This window comes from Bradyrhizobium genosp. SA-4 str. CB756 (assembly GCF_000473125.1).
GTDB lineage: Bacteria > Pseudomonadota > Alphaproteobacteria > Rhizobiales > Xanthobacteraceae > Bradyrhizobium > Bradyrhizobium arachidis.
This window is the reverse complement of record NZ_KI421499.1, coordinates 5448825-5469506: the sequence shown is the minus strand read 5'-3', so window position 1 is coordinate 5469506 and position 20682 is coordinate 5448825. Positions and strand designations below refer to the sequence as shown.

18 protein-coding genes are annotated in these 20682 nt (G+C 65.6%); 11 read left to right on the top strand and 7 right to left on the bottom strand.

What is annotated here, in order from left to right; translation table 11 throughout:
* Positions 1-19 precede the first annotated feature (19 nt).
* The 3 genes from BRAGE_RS54795 (at position 20) to moaB (ending at position 1957) form a co-directional block, all read left to right on the top strand.
* A complete protein-coding gene (locus BRAGE_RS54795) occupies positions 20-160 on the top strand; it encodes a hypothetical protein (RefSeq protein ID WP_156950876.1) in 141 nt (46 codons plus the stop codon).
* Positions 161-297: 137 nt separating this feature from the next.
* Positions 298-1236 carry a KPN_02809 family neutral zinc metallopeptidase gene (gene ypfJ, locus BRAGE_RS0126655; protein ID WP_027558156.1) on the top strand — a complete coding sequence of 313 codons (939 nt, stop codon included), beginning with the start codon at positions 298-300 and terminating at the stop codon, positions 1234-1236.
* Between the two features lie 157 nt (positions 1237-1393).
* The gene (moaB, locus tag BRAGE_RS0126650; protein ID WP_027558157.1) at positions 1394-1957 is read left to right on the top strand and encodes a molybdenum cofactor biosynthesis protein B; all 564 of its coding nucleotides are present in this window, start codon (positions 1394-1396) and stop codon (positions 1955-1957) included.
* Positions 1958-2242: 285 nt separating this feature from the next.
* On the opposite strand, the gene BRAGE_RS0126645 is transcribed toward moaB, so the two are convergent.
* Both BRAGE_RS0126645 and BRAGE_RS0126640 read right to left on the bottom strand, forming a co-directional pair.
* Positions 2243-3172 (bottom strand): bifunctional helix-turn-helix transcriptional regulator/GNAT family N-acetyltransferase, encoded by a 930-nt coding sequence (locus tag BRAGE_RS0126645; RefSeq protein ID WP_027558158.1) that lies wholly within the window; start codon positions 3170-3172, stop codon positions 2243-2245.
* Between the two features lie 63 nt (positions 3173-3235).
* The gene (locus BRAGE_RS0126640) at positions 3236-3811 is read right to left on the bottom strand and encodes a glycosyltransferase (protein WP_027558159.1); all 576 of its coding nucleotides are present in this window, start codon (positions 3809-3811) and stop codon (positions 3236-3238) included.
* A 334-nt stretch (positions 3812-4145) separates the two neighbouring features.
* Between BRAGE_RS0126640 and BRAGE_RS0126635 the strand changes: the two genes are divergently transcribed.
* Positions 4146-4985, top strand: a complete 840-nt coding sequence (locus BRAGE_RS0126635; protein ID WP_027558160.1) for an RMD1 family protein — start codon at positions 4146-4148, stop codon at positions 4983-4985.
* Between the two features lie 132 nt (positions 4986-5117).
* Here BRAGE_RS0126635 and BRAGE_RS0126630 read toward each other — a convergent pair whose 3' ends face one another.
* The gene (locus BRAGE_RS0126630) at positions 5118-6311 is read right to left on the bottom strand and encodes an acetate/propionate family kinase (RefSeq protein WP_027558161.1); all 1194 of its coding nucleotides are present in this window, start codon (positions 6309-6311) and stop codon (positions 5118-5120) included.
* An 8-nt stretch (positions 6312-6319) separates the two neighbouring features.
* Positions 6320-8734, bottom strand: a complete 2415-nt coding sequence (locus BRAGE_RS0126625; protein WP_028146369.1) for a phosphoketolase family protein — start codon at positions 8732-8734, stop codon at positions 6320-6322.
* Between the two features lie 211 nt (positions 8735-8945).
* On the opposite strand from BRAGE_RS0126625, the gene BRAGE_RS0126620 reads away from it, so the two are divergent.
* The 4 genes from BRAGE_RS0126620 (at position 8946) to BRAGE_RS0126605 (ending at position 13264) form a co-directional block, all read left to right on the top strand.
* A complete protein-coding gene (locus BRAGE_RS0126620; RefSeq protein WP_027558163.1) occupies positions 8946-10112 on the top strand; it encodes a PA0069 family radical SAM protein in 1167 nt (388 codons plus the stop codon).
* Positions 10113-10135: 23 nt separating this feature from the next.
* Positions 10136-10591: a VOC family protein gene (locus BRAGE_RS0126615; protein ID WP_027558164.1), complete on the top strand. Its 456-nt coding sequence runs from the start codon at positions 10136-10138 to the stop codon at positions 10589-10591.
* Positions 10592-10665: 74 nt separating this feature from the next.
* Entirely contained in the window at positions 10666-11523 is an 858-nt protein-coding gene (locus BRAGE_RS0126610) for a ribonuclease HII (protein WP_027558165.1), read from the top strand.
* 232 nt (positions 11524-11755) lie between these two features.
* Positions 11756-13264, top strand: coding sequence for a glycosyltransferase family 39 protein (locus tag BRAGE_RS0126605; RefSeq protein ID WP_027558166.1), 1509 nt, complete (start codon positions 11756-11758; stop codon positions 13262-13264).
* Positions 13265-13402: 138 nt separating this feature from the next.
* Here the strand turns inward: BRAGE_RS0126605 and BRAGE_RS0126600 are convergent, their stop codons facing one another.
* Positions 13403-14209 (bottom strand): uracil-DNA glycosylase, encoded by an 807-nt coding sequence (locus BRAGE_RS0126600; RefSeq protein WP_027558167.1) that lies wholly within the window; start codon positions 14207-14209, stop codon positions 13403-13405.
* A gap of 136 nt (positions 14210-14345) precedes the next feature.
* On the opposite strand from BRAGE_RS0126600, the gene BRAGE_RS0126595 reads away from it, so the two are divergent.
* From BRAGE_RS0126595 to BRAGE_RS0126585, 3 genes are all read left to right on the top strand, one after another.
* The gene (locus BRAGE_RS0126595) at positions 14346-16007 is read left to right on the top strand and encodes an electron transfer flavoprotein-ubiquinone oxidoreductase (RefSeq protein WP_027558168.1); all 1662 of its coding nucleotides are present in this window, start codon (positions 14346-14348) and stop codon (positions 16005-16007) included.
* Positions 16008-16336: 329 nt separating this feature from the next.
* Positions 16337-18133, top strand: a complete 1797-nt coding sequence (locus BRAGE_RS0126590) for a tetratricopeptide repeat protein (protein ID WP_027558169.1) — start codon at positions 16337-16339, stop codon at positions 18131-18133.
* Positions 18134-18159: 26 nt separating this feature from the next.
* Positions 18160-19044, top strand: coding sequence for a 4-(cytidine 5'-diphospho)-2-C-methyl-D-erythritol kinase (locus BRAGE_RS0126585; RefSeq protein WP_027558170.1), 885 nt, complete (start codon positions 18160-18162; stop codon positions 19042-19044).
* A gap of 123 nt (positions 19045-19167) precedes the next feature.
* Here the strand turns inward: BRAGE_RS0126585 and BRAGE_RS0126580 are convergent, their stop codons facing one another.
* Positions 19168-20046 (bottom strand): alpha/beta fold hydrolase, encoded by an 879-nt coding sequence (locus BRAGE_RS0126580; protein WP_027558171.1) that lies wholly within the window; start codon positions 20044-20046, stop codon positions 19168-19170.
* A complete protein-coding gene (locus tag BRAGE_RS0126575; RefSeq protein ID WP_027558172.1) occupies positions 20039-20671 on the bottom strand; it encodes a LysE family translocator in 633 nt (210 codons plus the stop codon). The genes BRAGE_RS0126580 and BRAGE_RS0126575 overlap by 8 nt, the downstream gene beginning before the upstream one ends.
* Between the last annotated feature and the right edge of the window lie 11 nt (positions 20672-20682).

The following is a 20682-nucleotide window of genomic DNA, read 5'->3' as shown; positions in this document are numbered from 1 at the left end:
ATCGCCCGCGACATGCCGCATGATGCGCGCAATCGCTGTGTTTTACGGTATATTTCGCATTCATCTGCGGCGCGGCGGCTGTCGCGGCCGCAAATTTCTCTCGGAAAAAATTGCACGCGGATCGGAAAAAATTGCTGGTGCGGGCGTGCTGTCGCACTAGGCAATTTTTGCCGACCGGGATATTGATTAACGCAATGGAAATTTTACCTGTGTGGCGCGTTGAGCTTTTGCGTATTTGCGCACCGCCGAAACTGAATCAGGGACCCGCAAATCTGGGACCCCCAAGGGAAGACCGCCATGCGTTACGATGACTTCCGCCGCAGCGACGACGTCGAGGATCGTCGCGACGAAGGTGGTGGCTTTGGCGGCGGTGGAGGCGGCGGGTTCGGCCTGCCGATGGGCGGCGGCGGGCTCGGCATCGGTACCATCATCGTGCTCGGCCTGATCGGCTATGCCTTCGGCATCGATCCGCGCATCCTGATCGGCGGCGCCGAGATCCTCGGCGGCGGCGGCCAGGCGCCGAGCTACCAGACCGATCGGCAGTCGACCTCGGCCAAGCGCGGCGCGCCGACCGACGAGGTCGGCAGCATGATATCAGGCATCCTCGGCGAGATCGACGATCGCTGGAGCGAGATCTTCCAGGCCAGCGGTCAGTCCTATACCGGTCCGAAGGTCGTGCTGTTCCGCAACGCCACCAATGGCGGCCGCTGCGGCATGGCGCAGTCGGCGATGGGGCCGTTCTACTGCCCGCCGGACCGCACCATCTTCCTCGACACCAGCTTCTTCCGCGAGGTCGAGACGCGCTTCCGCGGCTGCTCCGGCAAGTCGGCGTGCAACTTCACCACCGCCTACATCATCGCGCATGAAGCCGGCCACCACATCCAGAACCTGCTCGGCATCATCCCGCGCGTGACGCGGCTGCAGCAGCAGGCCGGCAGCAAGGCCGAGGCCAACGCGCTCCAGGTCAAGGTGGAGCTGCAGGCGGATTGTCTCTCCGGCGTCTGGGTCAACCGCGAGGCCAAGAAGCGTCCGAACTTCCTCGAGCCCGGCGACATCGACGCCGCGCTGACCACGGCGAGCGCGATCGGCGACGACACGCTGCAGCGCCAGGCGACGGGCCGCGTCGTGCCTGATTCCTTCACCCACGGCTCGGCCGCGCAGCGCAAGCAATGGTTCATGACCGGCTATCAGCAAGGCACGGTCCAGGCCTGCAACACGTTCGGCGGCGGGCAGTAGCGACGGTCTCGTGCCCCGGACGCGGCGCAGCATGTAATGCTGCGCTGCTGAGCCGGGGCCCATATTGCCGGTCCTCACGTCCCTTAGAATGGGTCCCGGCTCTGCAGCGCACCGCTAACGCGCTGCATCGCGTCCGGGACACGAGAGGATAGGGCAAATGGCCTCGATCGACGAAACAAAACAGTTCATCCCGCTCAACATCGCGGTGCTCACCGTCTCCGACACGCGCGCGCTCGCCGACGACAAGTCGGGCCAGACGCTCGCCGATCGCCTGACCTTAGCCGGCCATCATCTCGCCGCGCGCGAGATCGTCACCGACGACGTCGAGGCGATCCGCGCCGTCATCCGCCGCTGGATCGCGGACGCCGGCATCGACGTCGTCATCACCACCGGCGGCACCGGCTTTACCGGGCGCGACGTCACGCCGGAGGCGATCGAGCCGCTGTTCGAGAAGCGCATGGACGGTTTCTCGATCGCCTTCCACATGTTGAGCCACGCCAAGATCGGCACGTCGACGATCCAGAGCCGCGCCACCGCCGGCGTTGCGGGCGCGACCTATATCTTCTGCCTGCCGGGCTCGCCCGGCGCCTGCCGCGACGGCTGGGACGGCATCCTCGCAAGCCAGCTCGACTACCGCACGCGCCCCTGCAATTTCGTCGAGATCATGCCGCGGCTGGATGAGCATCTGCGCAGGCCAAAGGCGCAGGGCGCGACGGTGTAGTCTGTTCTTTCTTCCCTTCCCCCTTGTGGGGGAAGGTGGTGCGAAGCGCCGGATGAGGGGTATGTCTCCGCGCTCACAGTCTCGTAGGGTGGGCAAAGCGAAGCGTGCCCACGACTTCGGTCAATGCGGCATCAGTGGTGGCACGGCGCAAGTGCGCCTTTGCCCACCCTACGAGTTCACGCTCGCGGGAAATACCCCTCACCCAAGTGAGGTTGTGTCCGCCAGCGTCGCTGCCCTCTCCCGCAAGGGGAGAGGGCACATTCATGCGCATCGCTGTGTGCGCAGCTAGAGATCCCGCTCCCACGTCTCGCCGACCAGATCGGCACCAAAACTGTGGTGCTTCTCTTCCTTCACGGGTTTGAATCCCGCACTCTGATAGATGCCGCGTGCGGCGACCAGGATGCTCTGGGTCCACAGCGTCATTCTGCTGTAGCCGCGCTCGCGCGCGCCCTGGATGCATTGCTCGACCAGCGCGCGGCCGACGCCGAGTCCGCGCGCCTTCTTCTCCACCTGCAACAGGCGCAGCTTGGCGATCTCGTCCGTGGCCTTGACCAGGAAGATCGAGCCGACCGGCTCGCCGCCGACCTCCGCGATCCAGCAGTGCTCGCGCGCGGGATCGTAATTCCTGATGAACTGCGCGCAGATCTCGGCGACCAGGGCCTCGTAGCTGATGTCCCAGCCATAGTCCGCGGCATAGGCGGCGCCTTGGCGAGAGACGACCCAGCCCATGTCGCCGACGCGATGGCTGCGCAGCATGAAAGAAGTGGGCTGGCTTCGGCGTTGCTCCAGCACGGCCTCGATGGTCGCCATGGCCTGGGTGAGCCGCACTGCATCGCCGGCCGACAGCTGCGCCAGCATGGCGGCAACCTCGTTTTGCGAGCCGAGGTTCAGCTTGGCGAAGGTCTGGCGGCCCTTGGCGGTGAGGTTGAGCTGATATTGCCTGCGATCTGCGGGCAGTGGCGTTCGCGTGATCAGACCCTTCTCGTCAAAGCTCTGCACGATGCGGCTGAGATAGCCGGGGTCGAGACCAAGCTCGTTCCCGATCTCCTTTGCCGAAAGCTCGTCGCGATGCGCGAGTTCGTACAGCACGCGGGCCTCGCTGAGCGAGAACGGGCTCTGTCCAAGGTGCTGGTCGAGCACGCCGAGTTTGCGGGTGTAGAAGCGGTTGAAGGCGCGGACTGCCGCGATCTGGTGGTCGGTACCGTTGAATGACATCGGGACACCTCAATAATTGCCACTGTCAAATAATTATTTGACTTTGGCAAGTATTAGGTGCCCTCAGCCGACCATGACGATCCGGCTGCGCAGCATGGTCCGGGACGAGCGGCCGAGGCGGCGGAGCAACCGTGCCTCGGAACGGCGGGCCTGGGGCGGATAGCCGCCAACCCGGTCGTAATGGTCACGCGCGATCAAAAGCCCCTGATCCCCCAGCGGGCCGACCAAGTTACGCGCTACGGCGCGGAACACGTCGCGCAGACCGGTATCTGCGTAAGGCGAGCGGGCATAACGGAAAACCGCTGCACGATCCCGTCCGCTGGCGGAGACGGCCTGGATGAACTGGGTGGTCTCCTCGATCCAGCCGGTTTCCAGCACGGCGCCGGCGGGCAAGAACATCAGCCAGGGCGAACGGGCCTGATGCGCACCGGCGGCGAGCGCCGCGCCATGGGAAGATCCCTCGAAGTCGATGAAACGGCAGCCTGCGACGTCGGCAACGCGCTCGATGACGCCGTTGCGGGTGCCGTCGACCAGCAGCACTTCGCGGATGATGCCTGCGGCCGCACCGGGTACCAGCGCGGCCAGAGTTGCGACCGCCGTCTGCTCGACACCTTCGGTCGGAATGATGACGCTCAGCATGATTGAGGCTTCGAGGTCCGCAATTCGGGAGAAGCGTAGCTTGTTATGGCTTTGTCATAAACACGCGGCGTCGCCGAGTGCAACTTTTTGGCGGCGTTCCGCCATGCGATGGTAAACCACGCCCGCCCATCGCTGCTAAATCTGTCCTGCGCGGGGTGGCAATATTGCCCAACGTTTTCGGCGAATTTCGGCTTCGTGAGCTTCAAACGGGGCTGTCTCCGCCGATATGATCGAGGTGAGGATGCTACCGGTCCGCAAGCCCGCATCGGCGGTCTGACATCGACCCTGCGACGGGAAAACCTGCAACCGCCGGCACTGAGAGTGAGATAGTCGAGTGAGCGCCGATCAACTTCCCGTTGGCACCACACCAGCATCGCCGAAGCCGGACGCCGCGCCGACCTTGCGGATCCGCGCCGTGATGCTCGGCGAACGCATCAATCCGTCTGGCCTCGAGCTTGGTGCGCCCGTCTCCTCGACGCCGGCCGCTTTCCGCGTCCATGCCGGCCTCGTCGTGATCTTCCGCTACGGCGTCGTGGTGCTGATCGGTCTGCTGCCGTCGGAAGAGAAGGTGCTGCTTGACAGCCTCAAGTCCCGCGTGATCGGCGAGCTCAGCCCCCATGAGGAGGAGACCGCGCAGGCCCAGCTCTGCAAGGATGAAAATGCCGAAGCGATCCAGCCGGGCGGCCCGATCAACCTCTCGAAATTTTCCGACGAACGGCTGCTGCTGATCGCGGACGCACTCGCCAAAAGCACGTCGCTTGCGCGCGACGAGCGGCGCGTCGCTGCGGTCTTCGATGTCATCGAGCCTTTTGCGCGGGAGCTCGCCGAGAAAGGCCGTACGTCGCGGCGACGCAGGGGCATCCTGCAGCTCATCGGCAACGCGCTGCTCGTCCAGCAGCGCGTCGCCGGCCGCGTCGCGGTTGCCGAGAAGCCCGACGCACTGTGGGAAAAACCGCAGCTCGACCGGCTCTATGCGCGTCTCGAAGATGAGTACGAATTGAAGGAGCGTCTCGACACGCTCGAGCGCAAGCTTACGGTCGTTGCTGAGACGGCCGATGCGCTGACCGACATCATCGACACCCAGCGGTCGCTGCGACTCGAGATTGCGGTCGTCGTGCTGATCCTGATCGAGGTTGCGATCGGGTGCATCCAGATCTTTGCCGGTCTTCACTGAGCGCTGAGCCTGGAAGTTGTTGTGCGCTATGTCTCCGCAAGTCCCGGTATCGTAGTATCGTAGGGTGGGCAAAGGCGCGCTTGCGCCGTGCCCACCACCTTGAATTGGTGGGTACGCTCCGCTTTGCCCACCCTACGATACTATCCCCGTAGCTTGCAGCACCGAGACGCAATGCCGTGCGATCGTCAGCTCTTCGTTAGTCGGAATGATGAAGACATCCACCGTCGAGGCGCCGGTATTGATCCGCTCACGTCCCTTGTCATTCGCCGCCGCATCGATGCGCACGCCGAGCCACGCAAGATGCTCGCCGATCGCGCTGCGGATCTCGCTCGCATGCTCGCCGATGCCGCCGGTGAAGACCAGACACGCAAGCCCGCCGAGTGTGGTCGCCATCATTGCGACCTGCTGCGCTGCACGAAGCGTGAAGAGATCGACCGCCTCCCGCGCGGCAGTCTCGCCGCTTGCGAGCAGCGTGCGCATGTCGGCGGAGATGCCGGAGACGCCGAGCAGGCCCGACTGGTGATAGAGCAGGTGCTGGACGTCTTCGGCAGACATCTTCTCGTGCTGTTGCAGGTAGAGCAGCACGCCGGGATCGATCGTGCCGCTTCGCGTGCCCATCACGAGGCCGTCGAGCGGCGTCAGCCCCATCGTGGTATCGACGCTGCGGCCATCGCGCAATGCGCAGAGGCTCGCGCCATTGCCGAGATGCGCGATGACGGTGCGCTTCGTCGCAAGCACTGGCGCGATTTCCGCGATGCGGCCCGCGACATATTCGAACGAGAGACCGTGAAAGCCGTAGCGGCGGATGCCGCGCGCCTCGAAGCGCCGCGGGATCGCAAAACGGCTCGCCGGCGGCGCCATGCTGTGATGGAAGGCAGTGTCGAAACAGGCGATCTGCGTGAGGTCAGGCTTGATCGCCGCTATGGTTCGGATCGGCTCCAGGCATCGTGGCTGATGCAGAGGCGCCAGCGGAGTCAGTTGCTCCAGCTTCGCGTAGACAACATCCGTCACTTCCACCGGGCCTGAATAGTCCGGCCCGCCGTGAACGATGCGGTGACCCACGGCGCGCAGGCGATGGTCGCCAAAACGATCATCGACGAAGCCGAGCACATCAGCGAACAGATCGCCGCTGTCCGCACCAGATGCTTGCCTGTGTGCTTCGAAAAGGTCTTCGCCGGCAGGGCTCTTCACGGCGAGCCGCGGCTTTGCCTCATGCTCGTCGAGCAGGCCCTTGCAGAGCAGGGTGGGCTCGGCCGCGGAGATATCGAACAGGCCGAACTTGACGCTCGACGAGCCCGAGTTGAGAACGAGGACCGCATCCGACATGGCGGGCGTCAATCGCCGGCTTCGGCCGGCGTGTTGCCGCCGGCGCTGTTTGGCCAGACCCAGTCGCGAACCTCAGGCATGTCCTCGCCGTGCTCGCGCACGTAACGCGAATGCTCGATCAGTCTGTCGCGGAACTGCTGCTTCACCTGCGCGGCCTTGGTCGATAGGCCCGGCACGCGTTCGATCGCCTCGATCGCGAGGTGATAGCGGTCGAGCCCGTTGAGCACGACCATGTCGAATGGTGTCGTCGTGGTGCCTTCCTCGGCAAAGCCGCGCACATGCATGCCGGCATGGTTGGTGCGGTTATAGGTGAGACGGTGGATCAGGTAGGGATAGCCGTGATAGGCGAAGATCACGGGCTTGTCGCGCGTGAACAGGCTGTCGAAGTCGCGGTCGGAGAGGCCGTGCGGGTGCTGCTCGCTCGGTTGCAGCGTCATCAAATCGACGACGTTGACGACGCGGATATTCAGGTCCGGCAGCGCCTTGCGCAGCAGGTCGACGGCGGCGAGCGTCTCCAGCGTCGGCACGTCGCCGGCGCAGGCCATCACCACGTCGGGCTCGCTGTCTGCATCCTCGTTGCCGGCCCAGGTCCAGATGCCGATGCCGGCATCGCAATGCGTCGCGGCCTCCTGCATCGACAGCCATTGCGGCGCCGGCTGCTTGCCGGCGACGATGACGTTGATGCGGTTATAGGTGCGCAGGCAGTGATCGGCGATCCACAGCAGCGTGTTGGCATCCGGCGGGAAATAGATGCGGACGATGTCGGCCTTCTTGTTGGCGACGAGATCGACGAAGCCCGGATCCTGATGGCTGAAGCCGTTATGGTCCTGACGCCAGACATGCGAGGTCAGGAGATAATTGAGCGAGGCGATCGGGCGCCGCCATGGCAGATGCCGCGTCACCTTCAGCCATTTGGCGTGCTGGTTGAACATGGAATCCACGATATGGATGAACGCCTCGTAGCAGGAGAAGAAGCCGTGGCGGCCGGTGAGGAGATAACCCTCGAGCCAGCCCTGGCAGAGATGCTCGCTCAGCACCTCCATCACGCGCCCGTCTTGCGCGAGATGCACATCGTAAGGTTCCGTTGGCTCCATCCAGACCCGCTCGGTCGCTTCGAACACTGCGTCGAGCCGATTTGACGCCGTCTCGTCCGGTCCCATGATGCGGAAGTTACGCGCGTCGGCATTGAGGCGAATGACGTCGCGCAGGAATTTGCCGAGCTCACGTGTCGCCTCCGCCACAACGCTGCCGGGCTGAGACACATCCACCGCAAAACTGCGGAAGTCCGGCAGCTTCAGCTCCTTCTTGAGCAGCCCGCCATTGGCATGCGGATTGGCGCCCATGCGCCTGGTACCGTCGGGGGCCAGCGCCTGAAGCTCGGGGATGAGCGCGCCGCTCTTGTCGAACAGCTTGTCCGGCTCATAGCTGCGCATCCAGTCTTCGAGAATCTTTAAGTGAGCCGGGTTCTCGCGGCAGCTCGCAACCGGCACCTGATGCGCGCGCCAGAAACCTTCGACCTTCTTGCCGTCGACTTCCTTCGGGCCGGTCCAGCCCTTCGGGCTGCGCAGCACGATCATCGGCCAGCGCGGCCGCTCGACCACCTTGCGTCCGTCGCGGGCGTGCTGCTGGATCGAGCGGATGCTGGCGAGCGCGACGTCGAGTGCGTCCGCCATGGCCTGGTGCATCAATTTGGGATCGTCGCCCTCGACGAACAGCGGCTCGTGGCCGAGCCCGCGGAAGAGGTCGCGGATCTCGCTGTCAGGCATCCGCCCGAGCACGGTCGGGTTGGCGATCTTGTAGCCGTTGAGATGCAGGATCGGCAGCACCGCGCCGTCGTGGGCGGGGTTCAGGAACTTGTTCGAATGCCAGGAGGCCGCGAGCGGGCCGGTCTCGGCCTCGCCGTCGCCGACGACGCAGGCGACGATCAAATCGGGATTGTCGAATGCCGCGCCATAGGCATGCACCAGCGCGTAGCCGAGCTCGCCGCCTTCGTGGATCGAGCCCGGCGTTTCCGGTGCCGCATGGCTCGGGATGCCGCCGGGGAAGGAGAACTGTCTGAAAAGTTTTCGCAATCCGTCCGCATCGCGCGCGATATCAGGATAGATCTCGCTGTAGCTGCCTTCGAGATAGGTGTTGGCGACCATGCCCGGGCCGCCATGGCCGGGCCCGCAGATATAGATCATGCTGAGATCAAGCGCGCGGATGACGCGGTTGAGATGGGCGTAGATGAAGTTCAGCCCGGGCGTCGTGCCCCAATGGCCAAGCAAACGCGGCTTGATGTGCTCGGGCCGCAGCGGCTCGCGCAGCAGCGGATTGTCCAGCAGGTAGATTTGCCCGACGGAGAGATAGTTGGCGGCGCGCCAATAGCGATCGAGCAGATCGAGGTCGCTGCTTGCGGCGGCCGATTGTTGTTGATTTGTCATTTTCATGCCGACCCTTCACCGGGGGATCGTCATCAACATTGTTCCAGCGTGATCGATCCCTGGGCCGCATCAAACTGGATCGTCCCGGCAAGCGTGTTGCGTGAGGTCAAAGCCGCGCGCCCGAAATTTGGGCGGCTACTGTGCATGGGGTTGTTTTCGAGTTTTTCGTTTGTGTTCTTGATTTGTTCCTATGCCGTGCTATCTTGGCTTCATGAGTCCAGCAGCATCCTCTCATGCTCTCAAGCACCCGCCGGTCACGGCGCCCTCCGAGCCGGCGGGTGCGGACTCTGATTTTCCCGAGCTCGGCGTCGCCATCGACCGCCAGCGCAGGCGAGGGCGGGGCGCCCAATCCAATGCCAGCGGCCGATATGAGGCCGAGGCCCGCGTCGCCTTCGACGATGGCTGGCAGAGCCTGGAAGATCTGCCGCCGTTCAAGACCATCGTCGGCGTCGACACCTCGCGCAAGGTGATCACCCGCAACGATTCCCCCGACATCGGTTTCGACCGGTCGATCAATCCCTATCGCGGCTGCGAGCATGGCTGCGTCTATTGCTTCGCGCGGCCGACGCATGCCTATCTCGGCCTGTCGCCGGGGCTCGACTTCGAGTCAAAACTGTTCGTGAAGCCCGAGGCGCCGTCGCTGCTCGAGAAGGAGCTTGCCGCGCCCGGCTACGAGCCGCGGATGATCGCGATCGGCACCAACACCGATCCCTATCAGCCGATCGAGCGCGAACGCAAAATCATGCGCGGCATTCTCGAGGTGCTGGAGCGCACCGGCCATCCCGTCGGCATCGTCACCAAATCGGCGCTGGTGGTGCGCGACATCGACATCCTCGCGCGGATGGCGAGGCGCAACCTCGCCAAGGTCGCGCTATCAGTCACCTCGCTCGATCCGAAGCTGGCGCGCACCATGGAACCGCGCGCCTCGACGCCGCCGAAGCGGCTGGAGGCGCTGAAGCAGCTCTCTGAGGCCGGCATTCCCACCACCGTGATGGTCGCGCCCGTGATCCCCGCGCTGAACGATTCCGAGATCGAGCGCATCCTCGATGCCGCCGCCCATGCCGGCGTCAAGGAAGCGTCGTACGTATTGCTGCGGCTGCCGCTGGAGGTGCGCGATCTCTTCCGCGAATGGCTGATGGCCAACTATCCGGACCGTTATCGTCACGTCTTCACGCTGATCCGCGACATGCGCGGCGGCCGCGATTACGACGCGAAATGGGGCGAGCGGATGAAGGGAACGGGACCGATGGCCTGGACCATCGGCCGCCGCTTCGAGATCGCCTGCGAGAGGCTTGGTCTCAACAAGCGGCGCTCGAAGCTGACGACTGATCACTTTGCCAAGCCGAAGCAGAACGGCGAGCAGCTCAGCCTGTTTTGATTGGGAAACGGAAGAGGCGTCGCATGAGCAAGGAACTCCCTCCGCCGGTACCGCGGCTTACTGTCATCACGCTCGGCGTCAGCGACATCCGCGCCAGCATCGCCTTTTACGACGCGCTCGGCTTTGCGCGCCGGCTGAAGGCGACCGGCGAGGCCGTCGCGTTCTACGACACCGGCGGCCCGGTGCTCGCGCTGTATCCCTGGGATCTGCTCGCGGCCGACGCCAAGTTGCCTGACGATCCGAGGCCATCGACCTTCCGCGGCACGACGCTCGCCTGGAACTGCCGGACACGCGAGGAGGTCGATGCGGTGCTAGCCTTCGCGCTTGGCAAGGGTGCTGCTCCGCTGAAGGCGGCGCATGAGACCGATTACGGCGGCTATTCCGGCTATTTTGCCGATCCCGACGGCCATACCTGGGAAGTGGTCGTCGCGCCCAGCATCGAGGTCGGCGAGGACCGGCGGGTGCATCTGGCGGAGTAGCGACGGTCTGAATAACGGGAATTGCGCAGGGTTCCCGGTTGCGCTGGCTGGATCGCTTGCGCACGATCCCGGCCATGATTCGGGACAAGTCCGCCAAGAAGCCGGCCAAAGACGCGCCCAAGGCCAGCGCTGCTGCGAAGAAGGCGGCGCCTGCCAAGGCGAAGGCAGCTGCCGTCAAGGCCGCGCCGGTCCTGCCGGGCAAGAAGGGCATCATCGCGATCGCGCCGCCGAGCTTCCGCCGCGAGCGCGCGCTGATCAAGCGCGGCGTCTGGCCGGTCGCCGGCTGCGACGAGGCCGGCCGCGGGCCGCTGGCCGGCCCCGTGGTGGCTGCCGCCGTGATTCTCGACCCCGATCGCATCCCGCGCGGCATCGACGATTCCAAGCGCCTGACCGCTGAGGAGCGCGAAAAGCTGTTCGACAAGATCTGCGCCACCGCGCAGGTCTCGGTCGCCGTCGCCTCGCCGTCGCGAATCGACCGCGACAACATTTTGCGCGCCTCGCTGTGGGCCTTGAAGCGTGCCGTGGTGGCGCTGCCGGAGCAGCCGCGCCACGTCTTCGTCGACGGCCGCGACCGGCTCGACACGGCTTGCGACTGCGAGGCCGTGATCGGCGGTGACGGCATCGTGCTGTCGATCGCCGCCGCCTCGATCATCGCCAAGGTAACGCGTGACCGCCTGATGTGCGCGCTGGCGCAGGACTGCCCCGGCTACGGCTTCGAGCAGCACAAGGGCTATGCGGTCCCCGAGCATCTCGATGCCCTCGATCGCCTCGGCCCCAGCGTCCACCACCGCAGCTTCTTCGCCCCCGTCGCGGCGGCGCGTGCCAAGCACATGCCCTGGACCGTCGAGCCGGTGCAGGATTTGTTCTCGGTGAGCGAGGTCGAGGTGCAGATGGAAGCGGGCGTCGAGGTCGACGCGTCGGCAAATCTGTAGCGCGTCTCTCCGCAGCGTCTTTCGCCTCTCCCCGCGTGCGGGTGAGGGGGAGTCTCCGCGAGTTCAGCTCTCACCGTCATTGTGGAGGGAGGCCCCTCACCCCAACCCTCTCCCCGTAAGAACCGGGAGAGGGAGCAGACGGTCGTTGCCACAGCGCGCAGCGCCCATTATCAAAACAGGTGTGAGCGAATAGGGCCGGCTGGACGGGTTGGCTGCATCTTTCGGACGTTGCATGCGGTTTACCTCCCTGGTCATCGAGCTCATTCGCGCCCGGCCGCGGCTGATCGTGTGGATCGCCGTGCTGCTCCAGGCTTCGATGTGGCTGTTCGTGGCGCTGGCGTTCTATCGCAGCCCGCCCGGCAGTCTCGCGACGCTGCTGGCATTCGGCCGCGAATATCAGGTCGGTACGGATCTGGGTCCGCCGCTGCCGATCTGGCTCGCCGACATCGCCTATCGCGCCGCCGGCGGCCACGTGTTCGGCGTCTATGTGCTGGCCCAGCTCTGCGAGATCGCGACCTTCGTCGCGCTCTATCATCTCTCCCGCGTCGTGGTCGGCTCGCAGCAGGCGGTGCTCGCCGTGCTGCTGACCATGACGGTGCTGGCCTTCTCCTCGCCCGCGCTCGATTTCGGCCCGCTGGTGCTGGCGCGGCCGCTCTGGGCGCTGCTGCTGCTGCATTCCTGGCAGATCATCGGCCAGCGCCGCGGCAATGCCTGGTTCGCCTGGTCGATCGAGGCCGGCCTGTTGCTGCTCACCACGCCCGCCGCGATCTTCCTCCTGCTGCTGATCGTCGTCTTCGCGGTCTCGACCGCCGGCGGCCGCCGCACGCTGCGCTCGCTCGATCCCTTGTTCGCGCTGATCGTCGTCGCGGTGCTGGCGCTGCCCTATGCGGTCTGGCTGATGCGCGCCGAGACGTTTGCGGTGCCGGCCTTGCCGCAAGTCACGGAGCTCAACGCCCGCGCCATCCATGCGGCCTGGCTGCTCGGCGGGCTCGTGCTGGGCGCTGCCGCGATCCCGGCGCTGACCTTCCTCAACACCGGTCTTTTCGTCGCCAAGGGCGAGGAGGCGCCGATCATTTTCCGCCCGCCGGTCGAGCCGCTCGGGCGCAACTTCGTTTACTTCTTTGCGCTGGCGCCGGCACTCGGCGCGGTGCTGATCTCGGGCCTGCTCGGGCTCGACTCCGTCGTCGGCGGCGCCGGCGTCGTGCTGGTGATGTCCGGGCTTGCCGTGGTGGTCGCGGCCGGCGACCTCATCGCGATGCGCCGCGCGCGGATGCTGCGGACGGTGTGGGCTGCCGCCGTCGCCGCGCCGGCCGCCGGCGTCGTGCTCGCCGTGCTGTTCCTGCCCTGGACCGGCACCAACGAGATCGCGACCTCGATGCCGGCGCGAGCGATCTCTGATTTCTTCGACGAGAGTTTCGCCCGCCGCACCAACCATCGCCTGCGCGCGGTTGCCGGCGAGACCCAGCTTGCCAGCCTGATCACGCTGCATTCCGGCCGGCCGCACCTGTTCATCGACGCCCAGCCCGGGCGGACGCCGTGGATGAGCCTGGCCAAGTTCAGCGAGACCGGCGGCGTCGTGGTCTGGCGCGCCTCCGATACCGCCGGCACCCCGCCGCCGGACATCCTCGCGCGCTTTCCCGGCATCGTGCCGGAAGTGCCGCGCGCGTTCGAATGGCTGGTCAATGGTCGACAGGGATTGCTGCGGGTCGGCTGGGCGATCGTGCGGCCGAAGGGGAGCTGACGCGCGTGCTCCGGACGCTGACATCGTAGGGTGGCCAAAGGCGCAAAGCGCCGTGCCCACGTCAAGCCGATCCGTCGCAACGATAAGGATGGTGGGCACGCTTCGCTTTGCCCACCCTACACGAGCTACGGGAGCCCGCTATCCCGCCAGCACCTTCGCAATCGCGCGCAGATCCTGCCAGGCTAGGCGCTTGTACGCCGGCGAGCGCAAGAGATAGGCCGGGTGGAACGTCGGCAGCGCGCGGATGGTGCGCTGGCCGATCTCGTACTCGAACCATCGTCCGCGCGTGCGCATGATGCCTTCGCGGGTCGACAGCAGCGTCTGCGTCGAGGGATTGCCGAGCGTCACCAGCACATCGGGATTCACCAGCTCGATCTGGCGCTGGATGAAGGGCAGGCAGATCTGCGTCTCCTGCGGTGTCGGCGTGCGGTTGCCGGGCGGCCGCCAGGGAATGACGTTGGCGATGTAGGCGGTGGTGCGGTTGAGGCCGATAGCGCCGATCATCAGATCGAGCAGCTTGCCGCTGCGCCCGACGAACGGCAGCCCCTCGATGTCCTCGTCGCGGCCCGGAGCCTCGCCGACGAACATGATGCGCGCCTGCGGATTGCCGTCGGCGAACACCAGCCGCGTCGCCGTGTGCTTCAACGCGCAGCCCTCGAAGTTTTGCATCAGCTCACGCAGCGCCTCGAGCGTCGGCGCGGTGCGCGCGGCCTCGCGTGCGGACGCGATGGCGATGTCCGGCGCTGGTGCGGCCTCGCCGCGCATCACTGCAGGCGCGGCGACCGACCGCGGCGCCTCGACCGGCGGTGCCGCGCGCGGGGCCGGAGGCGGTGCGTCCAATTCCGCCAGGCGGTCGATCGGCTCCTCCGCGAGCGCGCAGTCGACCCCTGCCTCCAGATAGAAGGCGAGAAGCTCTCGGACGGTGGGTGCGGGCTCGGGGATCATTTGGAAAGTCAGACTATTAGTTCATCTTAAGGCGCCTTGCATCCCAGCGGAACGCATTTCCGTGGTTGTCCTACCCGGAAAAATCGGAAACAAGGGAGCGCAAATGACAAGGAACCGTCTCAAGGGCTGAGATCAGATGAGCACCGAAGAACTTCCCCCGCGCGAATCCATGGAATTCGACGTCGTCATCGTCGGCGCCGGCCCCTCGGGCCTGGCCGCGGCGATCCGGCTGAAGCAGCTCAACGCCGATCTCAACATCGTCGTCGTGGAGAAGGGCTCCGAGGTCGGCGCGCATATCCTCTCCGGCGCCGTGATCGATCCAATCTCGCTCGACAAGCTGATCCCCGATTGGCGCGAGGATCCCGACTGTCCGCTGAAGACGCAGGTCAAGGACGACCACTTCTACTGGATGTTCGGCGACAACCGCATCAAGCTCCCGGGCTTCGCGATGCCCTCGCTGATGGACAACCATCACTGCTACATCGGCTCGCTCGGCAATGTCTGCCGTTGGCTCGCGCCGAAGGCGGAAGCGCTCGGTGTCGAGATCTATCCGGGCTTTGCCGCGACCGAGGTGCTCTATGACGACAAGGGCGCGGTGCGTGGCATCGCGACCGGCGACATGGGCATCGCCAGGGACGGCACCCACAAGGATTCCTACACGCGCGGCATGGAGCTGCTCGGCAAGTACACGCTGTTTGCCGAAGGCGCGCGCGGCTCGCTGTCGAAGCAGCTGATCGCGAAGTTCGCACTGGACGCCAAGAGCGAACCGCCGAAGTTCGGCATCGGCCTGAAGGAAGTCTGGCAGATCGATCCGGCCAAGCACAAGAAGGGCCTGATCCAGCACTCGTTCGGCTGGCCGCTCAACAATTCCACCGGCGGCGGCTCGTTCCTCTACCACTACGACGACAACCGCGTCGCGGTCGGCTTCGTCGTGCATCTCAACTACGACGATCCGTATCTGTCGCCGTTCGATGAATTCCAGCGCTTCAAGACCCATCCCTCGATCCGCGACGTGTTCGAAGGCGGCAAGCGCCTCGCCTATGGTGCGCGCGCCATCACCGAAGGCGGCTACCAGTCGGTGCCGCGCCTGACCTTCCCGGGCGGTGCGCTGGTCGGCTGCGCCGCGGGCTTCGTCAACGTTCCCCGCATCAAGGGCGTCCACAACGCGATGGGCACCGGCATGCTCGCAGCCGAGCATGTCGCCGCCGCGCTCGCCGAGGGCCGCGCCAATGACGAGGTCGTCGCCTACGAGAACGCCTGGCGCGAGTCCGCTGTCGGCAAGGACCTGTTCCGGATCCGCAACGTCAAGCCGCTGTGGTCGAAGTTCGGCACCCTTCTCGGTGTTCCGCTCGGCGCCCTCGACATGTGGACCAACCAGCTATTCGGCATCTCGCTGTTCGGCACGCTGTCGCACGCCAAGCCCGATCGCGCCACGCTCGATCCGGCCAAGAGCCACGCACCAAAGAACTATCCGAAGCCGGACGGCAAGATCTCCTTCGACAAGCTGTCGTCGGTGTTCCTGTCCAACACCAATCACGAGGAGGACCAGCCGGTCCATCTGAAGGTCACGGACATGAACCTCCAGAAGACCTCGGAGCACGACGTGTTCGCCGGTCCCTCGAACCGCTATTGCCCGGCCGGCGTCTATGAATGGATCGAGGAGGGTTCAGGCCCGCGCTTCCAGATCAACGCCCAGAACTGCGTCCACTGCAAAACCTGCGACGTGAAGGACCCCAACGGCAACATCACCTGGGTTCCCCCCGAGGGCGGCGGCGGCCCGAACTACGAGGCGATGTAGGCCGGGCCGGCAAGCCAGGCCAATGTGACTGGGGCAACGTGGCCTGAGTTACGGGCCCCCCCCCCCCGGCATTGTGACGCACGTTCGCGTGAGAACCGGGCTGCCACGACGGCCCGCGGCCACGATAAGGCCATACTGGCAGCGTCTTGGGGCGTCGTCGGCCGATTTGGGGCGTGCGGAGGGGATCGCGTGCCCGAATCCTTGCGGTGAAGCGCCAAAAGCGGCATTGTCGGCCCTACGGTTCCGGGTCCCAATGCCACCGGCCGCGTTCGCATGCGAGACGGCCTTCTGCTGCAAACCCAGGCACTACCAACCCAAGGCGAGCCCTGATGTTTTCATATCGTTTCAACCGCTGGACTGTTGCCGCCATCGCCCTCATGGGCACAGCGATCGCGACGGTCCCCGGCGCGGTCCTGGCGCAGACGCCGGACCATCCGTCCGACACGGCGGCGCAGTTTCCGACCCGAAACGATCTGAAGTCGCTCACCACCGCAGGCAGCTATCTCGCCGCCCGCCACGCCAGCGTCGAGCGCGATGCGGCTTCGGCGGCTGCGTTCTACCGCTCGGCCCTGCGCACCGATCCGAAGAACAACGAGCTGCTCGACCGCGCCTTCATCTCCTCGGTCGCCGACGGCGACATCGACGAAGCGGTCAAGCTCGCCGAGCGCATCCTCACCATCGACAAGACCAACCGTGTCGCGCGTCTCGTCGTCGGCGTGCATGATCTCAAGCTGAAGAAGTACGCGACCGCGCAGAGCAACATCAACCAGTCGATCCGCGGTCCGATCACGGATCTCGTCGCCACGCTGCTGTCGGGCTGGGCCGCCTATGGCGCCGGCGATGCCAAGGGCGGTGTCGCCACCATCGACAAGCTGGCCGGTCCCGAATGGTATCCGCTGTTCAAGGACCTCCATGCCGGCATGATCCTCGAGCTCTCCGGCAAGGAGAAGGACGCCGGCACCCGCTTCGAGCGCGCCTACAAGCTCGACGATTCCATGCTGCGCGTGACCGAGGCATATGCCCGCTGGCTGTCGCGCAACAAGGATTCGGCTGCGGCGACCAACGTCTACCAGGCGTTCGACAAGAAGCTCGCCCGCCATCCGCTGATCGTGGAAGGCCTGCGCGACACCAAGGCCGGCAAGAAGATGCCGCCGCTGGTCGATTCCGCGCAGGCTGGCGCGGCCGAAGCGCTCTACGGCATCGGCGCCACGCTGACCCGCCGCGGCGGCGAGGATCTTGCGCTGGTCTATCTCCAGCTCTCGCTCTACCTGCAGCCCAGCCATCCGCTGGCGCTGCTCTCGCTCGCCGATCTCTATGAGTCGGTGAAGCGGCCGCAGATGGCGATCAAGGTCTATGAGCGCGTGCCGGCGTCCTCGCCGCTCAAGCGCAACGCGCAGATCCAGCTCGCGATCGACCTCGATTCCGCCGACCGTACCGATGAGGCGATCAAGATCCTCAAGGGCGTCACCACTGAGGATTCCAAGGATCTCGAAGCCATCATGGCGCTCGGCAATATCGAGCGCGGCCGCAAGAAGTTCGGCGATTGCGGCGCGACCTATTCGCAAGGCATCGACGTGCTGCCGGCCGGCAACGACAAGGCCAACAGCGTCTGGTACTATTATCGCGGCATCTGCGAGGAGCGCTCCAAGCAGTGGGGCAAGGCCGAAGCCGACATGAAGAAGGCGCTCGAGCTGCAGCCCGACCAGCCGCATGTCCTCAACTATCTCGGCTATTCCTGGATCGACCAGGGCGTGAACCTCGACGAGGGCATGAAGATGATCAAGCGCGCCGTCGAGCAGCGTCCGGACGACGGTTACATCGTCGACTCCCTCGGCTGGGCCTATTACCGCATCGGCAATTACGAGGAAGCGGTGAAGAACCTCGAGCGCGCGATCGACCTCAAGCCCGAAGATCCCACCATCAACGACCACCTTGGCGATGCCTATTCGCGCGTCGGCCGCACGCTGGAGGCCAAATTCCAGTGGTCGCACGCCCGCGATCTCAAGCCCGAGCCGGATGACCTTCCGAAGATCGAGGCCAAGATCGCGAATGGGATGGTGGACGACAATTCCAACTCTTCGGCCGCGCAGGCGGAGAAGAAGAAGGACGACGGCAAGGGCGGCTGATCCAATTAACTGGGGGCGTATCGCCGATGCCGGCGTTGGTTGAAGAAGGGCGCGCGAAGGTCAATCTGAGCCTTCGCGTGGTCGGCCGTCGTGCCGACGGCTATCATGATCTCGAAAGCGTGGTCGCGTTCGCTGACTGCGCCGACCGGCTCACGCTGGAGCCGGGCGGCGAGCTGAAGCTCACCACCACCGGGCCGCTGGCCGCGGCGTGCGGCGAGACATCGGACAATCTCGTGTTCAAGGCGGCCAAGCTCCTGGCCGAGGCCGTGCCGGACCTGAAGCTCGGCGCCTTCGCGCTCGACAAGGTGCTGCCGGTTGCCGCCGGCATCGGCGGCGGCTCGGCGGATGCCGCGGCGGCGCTGCGACTGTTGGCGCGCCTCAACAATCTCTCGCTCGACGATCCGCGCATCCATAAGGTCGCGCTCGCGACCGGCGCCGACGTGCCGGTGTGCCTGTTCTCGCGCGCCTGCGACATGACCGGCGTCGGCGAGCAGCTGCTGCCGCTCGCCTTGCCGAGCATGCCCTGCGTGATGGTCAATCCGCGCGTGCCGGTCGCCACCAAGGACGTGTTCCAGGCGCTGGGCTTGCGCAACGGTGAGCTTCTGGTCGGCGCAACGTCGGTCCTCGAAGCGCCGGCCTGGCCGGAGGAGGGCGCCTCGATCGCCGATTGGGTCGACGTTCTCGAAACCGTCGCCAACGATCTCGAAGCGCCGGCAATGCGCATCGAGCCCGTGATCGGCGATGTGCTGGAAGCGTTGCGCTCTTCCGCCGGCGTCAAGCTCGCCCGCATGTCCGGCTCCGGTGCGACATGCTTTGCGGTCTATGGCGCGGCGACCGAGGCCCATGCCGCCGCCGAAAAAATCCGGCGCGACCATCCCGGCTGGTGGGTGCATGCGGGGACGTTGAGTTAAGCGTTTCTCCGAAGTCGGTGCCGTAGGGTGGGCAAAGCGAAGCGTGCCCACCAACTTGTTCGTGTAATCTGGTTGTGGTGGGCACGGCGCGGTCGCGCCTTTGCCCACCCTACGGCAGCGGAGCTAACCCGCGCCGTCCTCAGCCAAACCCAAAAAACGGCGGATCTCGCCGAGCACTTCCTGCGGCTTGTCGTGCTGCAGCCAGTGCCCGGCGCCGGCTATCGTTTCAATGCGCGCGTTGGGGAAATAGCGCTCGAGGCCTGCCGCTCTCGCGCCCGCCAGAAAGCTTTCGCCGGCATTGAGCAGCAGCGTCGGGCAGGCGATGCGCGACCACAGCGCGACGTGATCGTCCGGCCAGAGCCGGTGCGGCGCGCTGGCGCGCTGGTAGGGATCGAACTTCCAGCTATAGGTGCCGTCCTCGTTCTGCCGCGCGCCGTGGCTGGCAAGATGCAGCGCGAGCTCGCGCGACAGCCGCTTGTTGTGCAGCACCATCTGCGCGGCCGCGTCTTCGAGGGTGGCATAGCGGCGCGGCGTGCGGTCGTGCAGTCTGTCGAGCTGGCTGACCCATTTGCCGATGCGCTCATGCACGGGTGGCTTCGGTGAGTCCGGCAGCATGGTGACGCCGTCGAGCACGACGAGCCTGGTGGCCAGCTCGGGGAACGATCCTGAAAAGATCAGGCTCACCATGCCGCCCATGGAATGGCCGATGAGAGTGACTTGAGAGGCTGCGATCGCTCGAACGAGCTGAGCGAGGTCGTAGACATACTCCGTCAGCGCGTAGCTGCCGCCACGGGTCCAGTTGGAATCGCCATGGCCACGCAGATCGGGCGCGATCACGTGAAAATGCGGCTGAAGCGATCGCGCGATGACATCCCAGCTGCGGCAATGATCGCGGCCGCCATGGACCAGGATGAGAGGCGGCGCGCCCGCGTTGCCCCAATCGGCATAATGCAGCCGCAGGCCGTGCGATTCATAGAAACGGTCTTGCGGCGCGCTAGCCATTTGCCGGCCGCCGCGCCAGCGCGAGCGAGAGGCCGAGGCCCGCGATGAAGACGCCGGAGCCCTGGGTGAGACGCCGCATCAGATGCGGCCGTCCGATCAGCTGCGTGCGCGTCGCCGAGGCCATCAGCACCACGACGACATCGGCGAGCGTGTTCAGCGTCACCGAGATCGCACCCAGCATGATGAATTGCAGCGTGGGGCTCGATCCCGCGGGATCGAGGAATTGCGGAATGAAGGCGAGGAAGAACGCCGCGGTCTTCGGGTTCAGCGCCTCGACCAGCACGCCGTCACGGAAGGCGCGCTTGTCGCCGACAGCTTCGCGCTCCAGCGACAGCGCGCGGCCGGCACTACGGAACGTCTTGATGCCGAGCCAGACCAGATAGAGTGCGCCGACGAATTTCACCGCGGTGAACAGTTCCGCACTCGTTAGGATGATCGCGGAGATGCCGAGACTGCCGGCCACGACATGGACCATCCCGCCCAGCGCCGTGCCCGCGGTCGAGGCAAAGCCGCTCGCACGTCCTTCCGATAGGGTTCGTGCCGCGACGTAGAAAATGCCGGGGCCGGGAATTGCCGCAATGAGAAATGCTGCGGCCAGGAACAGCCAGAAATTTGTTTCGGTCATCCTGTTTTCGT

Excerpts from the sequence above, each read along its gene's own strand:
- BRAGE_RS54795 (WP_156950876.1), top strand. The coding sequence starts at position 20 with ATGATGCGCGCAATCGCTGTGTTTTACGGTATATTTCGCATTCATCTG.
- ypfJ (WP_027558156.1), top strand. The coding sequence starts at position 298 with ATGCGTTACGATGACTTCCGCCGCAGCGACGACGTCGAGGATCGTCGC.
- moaB (WP_027558157.1), top strand. The coding sequence starts at position 1,394 with ATGGCCTCGATCGACGAAACAAAACAGTTCATCCCGCTCAACATCGCG.
- BRAGE_RS0126645 (WP_027558158.1), bottom strand. The coding sequence starts at position 3,172 with ATGTCATTCAACGGTACCGACCACCAGATCGCGGCAGTCCGCGCCTTC.
- BRAGE_RS0126640 (WP_027558159.1), bottom strand. The coding sequence starts at position 3,811 with ATGCTGAGCGTCATCATTCCGACCGAAGGTGTCGAGCAGACGGCGGTC.
- BRAGE_RS0126630 (WP_027558161.1), bottom strand. The coding sequence starts at position 6,311 with ATGTCGGATGCGGTCCTCGTTCTCAACTCGGGCTCGTCGAGCGTCAAG.
- BRAGE_RS0126625 (WP_028146369.1), bottom strand. The coding sequence starts at position 8,734 with ATGACAAATCAACAACAATCGGCCGCCGCAAGCAGCGACCTCGATCTG.
- BRAGE_RS0126620 (WP_027558163.1), top strand. The coding sequence starts at position 8,946 with ATGAGTCCAGCAGCATCCTCTCATGCTCTCAAGCACCCGCCGGTCACG.
- BRAGE_RS0126615 (WP_027558164.1), top strand. The coding sequence starts at position 10,136 with ATGAGCAAGGAACTCCCTCCGCCGGTACCGCGGCTTACTGTCATCACG.
- BRAGE_RS0126610 (WP_027558165.1), top strand. The coding sequence starts at position 10,666 with ATGATTCGGGACAAGTCCGCCAAGAAGCCGGCCAAAGACGCGCCCAAG.
- BRAGE_RS0126605 (WP_027558166.1), top strand. The coding sequence starts at position 11,756 with ATGCGGTTTACCTCCCTGGTCATCGAGCTCATTCGCGCCCGGCCGCGG.
- BRAGE_RS0126600 (WP_027558167.1), bottom strand. The coding sequence starts at position 14,209 with ATGATCCCCGAGCCCGCACCCACCGTCCGAGAGCTTCTCGCCTTCTAT.
- BRAGE_RS0126595 (WP_027558168.1), top strand. The coding sequence starts at position 14,346 with ATGAGCACCGAAGAACTTCCCCCGCGCGAATCCATGGAATTCGACGTC.
- BRAGE_RS0126590 (WP_027558169.1), top strand. The coding sequence starts at position 16,337 with ATGTTTTCATATCGTTTCAACCGCTGGACTGTTGCCGCCATCGCCCTC.
- BRAGE_RS0126585 (WP_027558170.1), top strand. The coding sequence starts at position 18,160 with ATGCCGGCGTTGGTTGAAGAAGGGCGCGCGAAGGTCAATCTGAGCCTT.
- BRAGE_RS0126580 (WP_027558171.1), bottom strand. The coding sequence starts at position 20,046 with ATGGCTAGCGCGCCGCAAGACCGTTTCTATGAATCGCACGGCCTGCGG.
- BRAGE_RS0126575 (WP_027558172.1), bottom strand. The coding sequence starts at position 20,671 with ATGACCGAAACAAATTTCTGGCTGTTCCTGGCCGCAGCATTTCTCATT.